The 9,801-nt window shown below is 63.0% G+C and carries 9 protein-coding genes; all 9 read right to left on the bottom strand.

Features of this window, described 5'->3' with window-relative positions; all coding sequences use genetic code 11:
* Positions 1–135: 135 nt before the first annotated feature.
* The 9 genes from NKH28_RS03255 to NKH28_RS03215 all read right to left on the bottom strand — a co-directional run bounded on the left by NKH28_RS03255 (position 136) and on the right by NKH28_RS03215 (position 9,794).
* A complete protein-coding gene (locus NKH28_RS03255) occupies positions 136–1,467 on the bottom strand; it encodes an ABC transporter substrate-binding protein (protein ID WP_352541347.1) in 1,332 nt (443 codons plus the stop codon).
* A 49-nt stretch (positions 1,468–1,516) separates the two neighbouring features.
* Positions 1,517–2,554 (bottom strand): branched-chain amino acid ABC transporter permease, encoded by a 1,038-nt coding sequence (locus NKH28_RS03250; RefSeq protein ID WP_023722896.1) that lies wholly within the window; start codon positions 2,552–2,554, stop codon positions 1,517–1,519.
* 3 nt (positions 2,555–2,557) lie between these two features.
* Positions 2,558–3,454 (bottom strand): branched-chain amino acid ABC transporter permease, encoded by an 897-nt coding sequence (locus NKH28_RS03245; protein WP_352541345.1) that lies wholly within the window; start codon positions 3,452–3,454, stop codon positions 2,558–2,560.
* Positions 3,454–4,356 carry an ABC transporter ATP-binding protein gene (locus NKH28_RS03240; RefSeq protein WP_352977757.1) on the bottom strand — a complete coding sequence of 301 codons (903 nt, stop codon included), beginning with the start codon at positions 4,354–4,356 and terminating at the stop codon, positions 3,454–3,456. The genes NKH28_RS03245 and NKH28_RS03240 overlap by 1 nt, the downstream gene beginning before the upstream one ends.
* 55 nt (positions 4,357–4,411) lie before the next feature.
* Positions 4,412–5,512, bottom strand: coding sequence for a dimethylsulfone monooxygenase SfnG (sfnG, locus tag NKH28_RS03235; protein ID WP_352977755.1), 1,101 nt, complete (start codon positions 5,510–5,512; stop codon positions 4,412–4,414).
* Between the two features lie 27 nt (positions 5,513–5,539).
* Complete coding sequence (gene msuE, locus NKH28_RS03230; RefSeq protein ID WP_352977753.1) at positions 5,540–6,109, bottom strand: FMN reductase; 570 nt, start codon at positions 6,107–6,109, stop codon at positions 5,540–5,542.
* A gap of 199 nt (positions 6,110–6,308) precedes the next feature.
* Positions 6,309–7,196, bottom strand: coding sequence for an ABC transporter permease (locus NKH28_RS03225; RefSeq protein ID WP_352774736.1), 888 nt, complete (start codon positions 7,194–7,196; stop codon positions 6,309–6,311).
* On the bottom strand, positions 7,193–8,152 hold the full coding sequence (locus tag NKH28_RS03220; RefSeq protein WP_352453579.1) for an ABC transporter permease: 960 nt from the start codon (positions 8,150–8,152) through the stop codon (positions 7,193–7,195). The genes NKH28_RS03225 and NKH28_RS03220 overlap by 4 nt, the downstream gene beginning before the upstream one ends.
* A 7-nt stretch (positions 8,153–8,159) precedes the next feature.
* Positions 8,160–9,794: an ABC transporter substrate-binding protein gene (locus NKH28_RS03215; RefSeq protein WP_352977751.1), complete on the bottom strand. Its 1,635-nt coding sequence runs from the start codon at positions 9,792–9,794 to the stop codon at positions 8,160–8,162.
* Between the last annotated feature and the right edge of the window lie 7 nt (positions 9,795–9,801).

The following is a 9,801-nucleotide window of genomic DNA, read 5'->3' as shown; positions in this document are numbered from 1 at the left end:
GGGGGTTGGGCGCGGTTGTACCCCCCCCCCCCGCCCCTGCCCCACAGCTCCGTATTCCCGGGGCGCCACCTCCATCCCCCCCAAACCGCCCGAAAACCCCGCCCGCCCGGGGGCCCGGCCGCGAGTTGTTGGACTTCAGTTGCTGACCACTGCTTCGGCGTCTTCGGCCGTGCGGATCTTGATGCCCTTTTCCTTGGCATAAGCTTCGGACGACTTCTCGATGATCGGACGCAGCAGCTTCCAGTCGGGCGCAATCCAGTCGGAGACGACGTTCCACTTCTTGCCGTCCCACTGCTGGAAGGTCACGTAGCCGTCACCTTCGTGATTGTCCCAGGAGACGTTGATGGAATGGAACAGATCCTTAGCGCCGAGCGCCTCGACGCGCGCCGGATCGAGCTTGAGATGCTCGAAGCCCCAGCGCACTTCATCGCCGGTCAATGTGCGGTTGCCGAACTTGGCCTGCGCGATGCGGACCGCCTCGACATTGAGGATGCCGTTAACGATGCCCAGATTATGGTAGACCGAACCGATCCGGCTCTTGTCCTCAAGGTTACCCTTGCCGGCGTCGTAGACCGTTTTGACGATCTCCTGGACCACCGGATACTGCTCGCCCGATGCCTGGGTGGTGATGGCCGTATAGCCCTTGGCGGCGTCGCCCGCGGGGATCACGTCCTCTTCGGAGTTCGACCAGACGTTGCCGACGATGTGATCGGCCGGGAAGCCGGTCTTCTGCGCGGTCTTGAGCGCAACCGGGTTCATCACGCCCCAGCCGCGCAGCACCACATAGTCGGGATGCTCGCGACGGATCGTCAGCCACTGCGCCTGCTGTTCGTTGCCGGGATGCGGAACCTCGATCTGCGACAGCTCGAAGCCGTATTTCTGCGACAGCAATTCATAGATCGGGATCGTCTCCTTGCCGTAGGGCGAGCCGTGATAGAGCACGACGATCTTCTTGCCCTTGAGCTTGTCGAGGCCACCTTCCTTGGAGGCGATATAGTTCACGATGCCCGAGGTCTCGCTGTAGGGATTGAGCAGCAGCGGGAAGACGTAGGGGAACACGCGTCCGTCCGTGGTGTCGGTGCGGCCGTGGTTGATGGTGATCAGCGGCACCTTGTCATCGGTGATGCGGTCGATCATGGCATAGGCGATGCCGACCGAAAGCGGGTTCCAGGCGGCGATGCCGGGATTGCTCTTCAATCGTTCATAGACCTCGACGCCCTTCTCGACCTCATACTGCGTCTCGCCCTCGCTCCAGGTCAGCTTGACGCCGTTGACGCCGCCGTCGCGGATGTTGATCAGGTTGAGATAGTCGATGAAGCCGCCGAAGAAGCCGGTGCCGCCGGCGGCATAAGGGCCGACGCGGTAGCTCTGCAGGGGAAAATACTGCTCGTCGGCGTGGACCGCCGTCGCGCCGAGGACGAAGGCCGTGGCGATCGCCGCTTTCTTGAGGTGACTGAAGAAGGTCATGGATTGCGTCTCCTGAGGTTGTGGTCCGTGAGAGGATGTCGAGCGGCGCTCAGCTGGACCTTGAGCCGATCCGTCGTTTCAGGCGGTCGAAGAGGGCCGACAGCCCGTTCGGTTCCGCGATGAGGAAGATGATGATGAGCGCGCCGAGCACGATGCGCTGGCTCATGTCGAGAACACCCGAATCGAACAGTCCGCCAAACAGGAAGGCGCCAAGCCGCGACAGGATGAGCGGAAAGATGACGATGAACGCCGCTCCCAGAAAGGCGCCGCGTATCGAGGCCAGCCCGCCGATGATGATGATGAACAGGATCTGGAACGAGCGGTCGAGATTGAAGCCGGCCGGCTCGACGGTGCGCAGATAGGTGAAGGCCCACAGCACCCCGGCGACGCCGATGATGAAGGACGAGATGGCGAACGCGAGCAGCTTGGTCTTCAGCACAGGGACGCCGATCACCCGCGCGGCGGTTTCGTTGTCGCGCACGGCGATGAAATTGCGGCCGGTCGCGCTGTTGACCAGGCGCCAGACGAGCGCCGTGAGCACGATAACCGTGGTCACCGAGAGCAGGTAGCGGCCCGTCGCCCTGTCGAGCGAGAAGCCCGCAACGGCAAGGTGCGGCGCCGAGATCACCCCGGAAGGGTTGTCGTTGGAGAACCAGCCGAACTTGGTCAGCGCCCACTGCACGAAGAACTGGGCGGCGAGCGTCGAGACGGCGAGATAGAAGCCGCGCAGGCGCAGGCTCGGCAATCCGAACACGACGCCGATGCCGGCGGCCGAAATCCCGGCCAGGATCATGGTTGCAGCCAGCGGCAGTCCTTCGACCCGAAGGTTGAAATTGTAGGCGGCGAAAGCGCCGACCGCCATGAAGGCGGAGGAGCCCAGCGAAAGCTGGCCGCAATAGCCGGTCAAAAGGTTGAGGCCGACCGCCGCCAGGCTGAGCGCAAGGAACGGCAGCAGGATCGCCTCGACGAGATAGCTCGACGCATAGGCGGGGATCAGGCCGTAGGCCACGGCAATCAGGGCGACGGGCAGAGCTAACCTCTGCCAGTCGATGGGAAGCCTTGCGGCATCGAGCGCTTGCACGGCCATCGGTCAGACCCTTTCGACAGTCTTCTGGCCAAACAGGCCGGAGGGGCGCACCAGCAGGACGACCAGCGCCAGCGCATAGGCGAACCAGCCTTCGATGCCGCCACCGAAAAAGGGTCCGAGGTAGACCTCGGCGAGCTTCTCGCTGGCGCCGATGATGAGGCCGCCGACGATGGCGCCGAGGATGGAATCGAAGCCGCCAAGCACCAGCACCGGCAGCGCCTTCAGCACGATCAGCGACAGCGAGAACTGGACGCCGAGGCGCGCGCCCCACAAGAGCCCCGCGACCAGTGCCACGAACCCCGCGGCCGTCCACACCGTCCCCCAGATCCGGGGCAGCCGCAGCCCGACGGCGAGCGCGGCGAACTGGTCGTCTGCGACGGCGCGAAACGCCAGGCCGATGCGGGTCCAATAGAAGAATGCGCTCAAGCCGGCGACCATCGCCGCGGCAATGCCTGCAGCAAGAAGATCGAACGACGATATCAGGATACCGCCGACCTCGAACGGCGTGTCGTCGATGCCGAGATCGAGCCCGTGCACCTGCGTGCCCCACACCAACTGGGCAGCGCCTTCAATGATGTAAGACAGGCCAAGCGTGGCCATGAACAGCGTCATCGGCGAGCGATTGACCAGCGGCCTCAGCACAGTTCGCTCGATGGTGAAGCCCAGCGCAACCATGACCGCGAGGGTAATGAGCAGCGAAAGCGCAAACGGGATGCCGCGTTCGACAAGGCTGACAAAGGTGAGTGCGGCGAACAGCACCATCGACCCTTGCGCGAAGTTCAGCACGCCCGACGTCTTGTAGATCAGCACGAAACCGATGGCGACGAGCGAATACATGACGCCTGAGAGCAAGCCACCGACCAGCACCTCGATGACGAAGAGGAAATCATAGTAGCTCATCAGATGCCCTCGCCATGTTCGCCTTCGGCGGTGCCGATATAGGCCCGGATCACCGCCGGATTGGCCCTGACCTCGGCCGGTGTCCCGTCAGCGATCTTGCGGCCGTAGTCGAGCACGGCGACGCGGTCGGAGAGCCCCATGACCACGCCGATGTCGTGTTCGATGAGGATGATGGTGACGTTATGCCGGTCGCGCGCCGCGCGCACGAAACCGGCCATCTCGGCCTTCTCGGTCGCCGTCATGCCGGCCATCGGCTCGTCGAGCAGCAGGATCTTCGGCTCGGCGACAAGCGCGCGCGCCAGTTCGACCCGCTTCTGCAGGCCGTAGGGCAGCGTTGCGACCAGACGATCGGCGACGGCCTCGAGATGCAGGAAGGCGATTGTCTGGTCGACCTTTTCAGCGATCGCGGCATCTTCGCGCCGGGCGCGCGGTAGACCGGCGATATGTTCGACGAAGCTGGCGCGCCGGGTGTGGACGCGGCCCGACGCGATGTTGTCGCTCACTGAAAGCCCACCGAACAGTGCCAGGTTCTGGAAGGTGCGCGCGACGCCGAGCCGTGCCAGACGGCTTGCCGACACCCGGAAGAAGGACTGGCCATCGATCGCGATCTTGCCCTGATCGGCGTGATAGAGGCCGCTGATGATGTTGATCAGCGAGGATTTGCCGGCGCCATTGGGACCGATCACAGCGCGAATCTCGCGGCTTTTGACCTCGAGGTCGACATCCCGCAGTGCCGTGACGCCACCAAAGGAAATGCTGATCCCGCCCAGCGCCAGGATCGCATCAGCCTTTGCCGACAGGCGCGCCGGGTGCGTGTCCTCGACGGGACCAGCACCAGCAAGAATGCCGGAAATTTCGGGCGCGCGCTCGTATGCGGCGGCTCCCAGCGAAGCACCAATCATGAAACGTCCCTGATTTTGAAGGCGTGCGGGCGGCGGCCTGAAGGCCGCGCCTGTCCTATTCCGCGGCGACGAGCTCCCTGTCGCGCGCCGCTTCCAGTTCGCGCACCAGAGGGATGACGCGCTTGCCGAAGAACTCCACCTCTTCCTGGAAATGCAGGAAGCCGAACAGTATCAGATCCGCGCCGGCATCCTTCAGCTTGAGGATGCGTTCGGCAATCTGTTCCGGCGTGCCGATGAGATTGCTGCGGAAGCCGTCATTGTATTGGACAAGATCCTCGAAAGAGGATTTCGCCCAGTTACCCACGCCTTCCGGCGACGCCTTGCCGGCATTCTTGACCTGATCGGCGAAACCCTGAACCGCCTCCGGATTGGCCTTGGCGATGATCTCGTCGAGCACGGTGCGCGCTTCTGCCTCGGTTTCGCGAGCGATGGCAAAGGCGTTGACGCCGATCTTGACCTTGTGGCCATTGGCCTTCGCCTTGGTCTTGATGTCGTCAACCTGCTTCTTGATCTCTTCCGGCGTGTTGCCGTTGGTGAAATACCAGTCGGAAACCCGCGCAGCCATGTCGCGCGCCGCGCGTGATGAGCCGCCCTGGAAGATCTCCGGCTGCGGATCGATCGGCTTCGGCTTCATCGAGTAGTTGGTAAAGCGATAGAAGTCGCCCTTCAGAGTGAAATTGTCCTCGGTCCAGATGCCGCGCAGCGCACGGATGAATTCCTCCGAACGGCGATAGCGCTCGTCATGGTCGAGCCACAGCTCGCCGATGGCGGCGAACTCACCGCGGAACCACCCGCTGACGACATTGACGGCGACACGGCCATTGGTCAGGTGGTTGATGGTGGCTATCTGCTTGGCCGCCAGCGCTGGATTCCATGGGCCGGGCAGGATCGCCGCGATGACTTTCAGCGTTGTGGTCGCCGCAAGCAAGGCATGGCTGAACGATACGGATTCGTGCTGGTTGTCGGCGCCATAGCCGGCCGTGAAGCGTATTTGGCTCAGCGCGTAGTCGAAGCCGTTGGCCTCGGCGATCTGGGCGAGCTTGCGGTTATAATCGATGTCCCAGCCGGTCCGCTGCTCGATGTTGGAGATGACAAGGCCGCCCGAAACGTTCGGGACCCAGTAGGCGAATTTCACGTTGTCGGAATTCGAGGTCATTTCGTTCGTTTCCCCTTTTGATTGGCTTCAACCGACGCGCGTGACGACGGCAGTGTTTGCATCACTGGAATTAAGCAACGAGACCGCTTCGGTAGCGGCCCGTGAGATGCGCTCGATAATCGCCGCGCCGACGATCTTGGCATCGACGAAATCGTCGGGCGCGCCGTAGACGCCGGTCGGGACGGTGACGGCCCCGAAAAAACCGAACAATGGCCGGAGCTGATGTTCGAGAACCAGGCCATGGTATGGACTTCCGCCGGTTGCCGCGAGAAGCACGGTCTTGCCCGTCAGTGCACAATGATCGACGAGGTCGAACAGGTGCTTGAGAGCGCCGGTGTAGGACGCCCGATAGACCGGCGTTCCGACCACGAGCAGGTCGGCCTTCTCGACACGCTGGATGATCGCTTCGCCAGACGCGCCGAGCGCACGACGAGACAGCCCGGCGAAAATCGAAGGCGCCGCCTCGGTGATTTCGATCAGGCCGGTGTCTGCCGGGACGCGCAAGGCGACTGCCTTGACCAGCGCGTTGACCACCGCGGTAGTGCGCGATGGTGTGCTTACGCCGCCGGATATTCCGAGAACCGATAGCCTTGCCAACTCGTCAATCTCCCGGACCCTGCATGCGCATCGGGTCATTTCCAAACCGGGGCAGACGATATTCGACAAAATCTATAGAGATAAGGAACTACGTTCCGATTTTTCGGCCTCGCGGAGAAAAATGCCGTTCTGCTAATGGACGTAGCAATGTCCGTATAGCGAGCAGACCGAAGCTCAGGCCATCAATACGGCTTCGCATTCATCCATCACCATTTTCAAACGCGCCTAAGCCTTGGGCAATTAGGTTCGTTGCCATGACCAGTGAAACGATCGCGCCGGAATTGAAAACGACGACCCACCATTTACCGCCGGTCAGGAAGCCGTAGCCGTCGGCGACGGCTAGCCCCCAATCGGCGGAAGGCGGCTGGATGCCGAGGCCCAGAAAACTCAGCGTCGCGATCGAAAAGAACGCGTAGCCCAGCCGAGTGACGAACTCGATGAGGATGGTCTCCCTGATGTTGGGCAATATCTCCAGGAACATGATGGCGAGCGCGCCTTCGCCGCCAAGCCGGGCGGCGCTGACATAGTCGCGCTGCTTCTGCTCGCGCACGGCGGCGCGGACGGTGCGCGCCACCAGCGGCGCATAGGCGATGCCGATCACCAGGACGACCGTCAGGTTCGACGGCCCGATCGCCACCAGCGTCATGGTGACGAGAACGATGAATGGAAACGCCATCAGTGTATCGAGCAACCGCGCGCCGATGGCATCGGTGAGGCCATCGAAATAGCCGAGCACCAGGCCGATGATGCTGCCGGCGGCAACGCCGACCAGCGTCGCCAGCGGCGCAACCAGCAGGATATCGCGCGATCCGACGATAATGCGGGACAGCACGTCGCGGCCGAGCTGATCGGTCCCGAACCAGTGCGAGGCATCGGGCGGCGTCAGCATCGCCAGAAAATCCTCGGCATAGGGATCATACGGAACGAAAAGATTGCCTGCTACCGCGCATACGACCCAGAACAGTAGCAGCAGCGTTCCGATCACGACCGATGGGGGCAGTCCGGAGAAGGCACTGCCGATCCTGCGCACCGCCGGAAAACCGGCCACGGCGCGCCGTGATGCGGGAAACTCCGTCAGATCCGTCATGGCGAGGTCCGACGGCGTTGCCGCGGATCGAGCAAGGCCAGCACGAAGTCGCCCGCCGCCGCCGAAAGAACAAAGATTGCCGCCATCACCAGCACCCCCGCTTCAAGCATCGGGAAATCTCGCGCCTTGGCCGCGTTCAGAACCAGATTGCCAAGTCCCTGGATGCCGAACAGCGCTTCGATCACAACCAGCCCGCCAAGCATGTATCCGGTCTGCGTCGCCAGCACCGCGATGGTCGGGGTCAGCGCATTGCGCAGCACGTGCCGAAGGATGATCTCGCGCCGCTCAAGCCCTTTCAGGACGGCGGTGCGTGTGTAGTCGGCGGCCATCGCCTCGATCACGCCGGCCCGCGTCATCCGGGCGATGTAGCCGGCAAGATTGAGCACCAGCGGCAGCGCCGGCAGGATCAGATAATAGCCTTGCGTCCAGAAGCCCGCGCCATCCGGCGCAACGCCTGAGATCGGGAACCAGTTCAGCCACAGGCCGAAAACGATGAGCAGCATCAGGCCGGACACAAAATCCGGGACGATGCCGAAGGAGACGCCCGCCATCACGATCAGCCGGTCGATGAGGCGCCCGGCGTTGAGACCGGCGATGACACCGCCGCCAACTCCGAGCGGAATGAGAAAGACCAAAATAATGCCGGCAAGGGATGCGGAGCGCTTCAGGCTCTCCAGCACGAACGGGGCCACCGGCGCGCGCATCGAAAGCGAGGTGCCGAAATCGCCTGACACCGCCTTGCTGAACCAGAGCCAATACTGGACGAGAACTGGCTGGTCGGCGCCCAGCCGCTTGTTCAGCTCCGCCACCGCCTGCGCGTCGGCAAACGGCCCGAGCATCACGCGGCCGACATCGCCGGGCAAAACCTGCCCGGCGAAGAAAACCAGGACACTGACAAGCCACAGCGTGAGGACAAGTGTGCCCACACGCGCTGACAGAATGCGGCCGGTCAGCATGTCGCGATCATGCCTGGACGAAGGAAACGCGATCGAGCAGCAGATGCGAGATTGCGGTGAAGCGCACGCCTTCGACCTTCGAGCTGACAATCCGGCTGTATTGCGAGAAGTAGCTGATGATCGCCGGCGTCTCGTCAAGCAAAAGCGTCTGGATCTTGCCGGCAGCAAGGCGCTGGGCATTGAGGTCACGCGCCTTCGAGTAGTCGAGCAGCAGCGCATCATAGCCGGGGTTGTTGAAATGCGCCGCGTTCCAGGCTCCCGTACTCTTCAGCGTGGCGTTGAGGAAGATGTCGGGCGTGCCGCGATGGCCGTAGTCGGTGATGCCGAGAACCGAATCCAGCCAGGGCGAGCTGCCGAAGGTCGCCGAGCCGTAATAGGCGTCCTGCGGCAGGACATTGAGCTTGACATCGATGCCGACCTTTTTGGCGAAGTTCTGGATGATCACCGCATAGTCGGGAATGTCATAGGCGCGTTCGGTGGTCAGCGTCACCTCGAAGCCGTTCGGCACGCCGGCCTCGCCAAGCAGCCGCTTGGCCTCCGTGATATCCTGCTTGCGCTGCGGCACCGACGGATCGGCCGAAGGGAAGATCGGCGCGAACGGGGTGTCGTTGCCGACGATGGCGCGGCCCTTCAGCAGGCCCTTGACCACCGCCTCGCGGTCGATGGTGAGTGCCAGCGCGCGGCGGATGCGCTTGTCGGTGAACGGCGCCTGGTCGGTTCTGAGGTGCACCTGGTCATGCGAGCTTGCCTGCACGCTGAGCAGCTTGAAGTTGGGGTTGCCCTCGATCGCCAGTTCCAACCGCGTCGTGCTGGGGATGACGTCGAGCTGGCCGGCCTGCAGCGCCAGCACCTGCGCCTGCTCGTCGTCGAAGAACTTGATCTCAATGCGGTCGGGAAGTGCCTTCTCGCCCCAGTAATCCGGATTGCGCACGAAGCTGGCGCCTTGCTTGGGACGGAAGGATTCGAGCTTGAACGGGCCGGTGCCGTTGAAATTTTTCTCGAAATCGCCGGCATAGTCGGCCGGCAGGATGACGGCGTTATAGACGTCGGAAGAGACATAGAAAGGGAAATTGCTGTTCGGACCGTCCAGATCGAAGGCGACCGTTTCGTCATCGACCAGCTTGGCGCCACCCTTGGACAGGATGCCCATGTAGGCTGAGAGCGCCGACGAGCCGCTGGCGGGATCGACCAGCCGCTCGAAGCTCGCCACCACGTCCCTGGCGGTGACGGCGCGGCCATCGTGGAATTTCACTCCTTGCCGCAATTTGAAGGTCCAGCGGCTGGCTGTCTCGTCGGCCTCCCAGGACAAAGCGAGCTTCGGCTGGAGACCGTCCTTCGGATCGTCGAGGATCAGATATTCGCCGACCTGGCTGATCACCCCGATGCTGGCCGGATCGGTCACCGAAACCGGATCGATCGCCTTGGTCGGCTGACCGAGCCCGACACGGACCGTACCGCCGGCGGCCGCGGCGCGCGCGGCTCCGAACCCCTGCGAGATGGCAAAGCCTGTCAGGCCGAGCAGTGCGGCGTATTTCAGGAGATCGCGGCGCTTGAGAAAGCCGCCCTGATATTCGTCGACGGCGACATTCCAGATGTCCCCCGACAGGCTGCGAAGTGCGTCGATATCCCTGCGTTTGGTCATGTTAAAA

It is taken from the genome of Mesorhizobium sp. M1227 (assembly GCF_040318315.1).
In the GTDB taxonomy this organism is placed as follows: Bacteria; Pseudomonadota; Alphaproteobacteria; order Rhizobiales; family Rhizobiaceae; genus Mesorhizobium.
Note: the sequence above shows the minus strand (reverse complement) of the source record. Positions and strands in the feature narration are given on the sequence as shown.

Excerpts from the sequence above, each read along its gene's own strand:
- NKH28_RS03225 (WP_352774736.1), bottom strand. The coding sequence starts at position 7,196 with ATGACGGATCTGACGGAGTTTCCCGCATCACGGCGCGCCGTGGCCGGT.
- NKH28_RS03255 (WP_352541347.1), bottom strand. The coding sequence starts at position 1,467 with ATGACCTTCTTCAGTCACCTCAAGAAAGCGGCGATCGCCACGGCCTTC.
- NKH28_RS03245 (WP_352541345.1), bottom strand. The coding sequence starts at position 3,454 with ATGAGCTACTATGATTTCCTCTTCGTCATCGAGGTGCTGGTCGGTGGC.
- sfnG (WP_352977755.1), bottom strand. The coding sequence starts at position 5,512 with ATGACCTCGAATTCCGACAACGTGAAATTCGCCTACTGGGTCCCGAAC.
- NKH28_RS03220 (WP_352453579.1), bottom strand. The coding sequence starts at position 8,152 with ATGCTGACCGGCCGCATTCTGTCAGCGCGTGTGGGCACACTTGTCCTC.
- NKH28_RS03215 (WP_352977751.1), bottom strand. The coding sequence starts at position 9,794 with ATGACCAAACGCAGGGATATCGACGCACTTCGCAGCCTGTCGGGGGAC.
- NKH28_RS03240 (WP_352977757.1), bottom strand. The coding sequence starts at position 4,356 with ATGATTGGTGCTTCGCTGGGAGCCGCCGCATACGAGCGCGCGCCCGAA.
- NKH28_RS03250 (WP_023722896.1), bottom strand. The coding sequence starts at position 2,554 with ATGGCCGTGCAAGCGCTCGATGCCGCAAGGCTTCCCATCGACTGGCAG.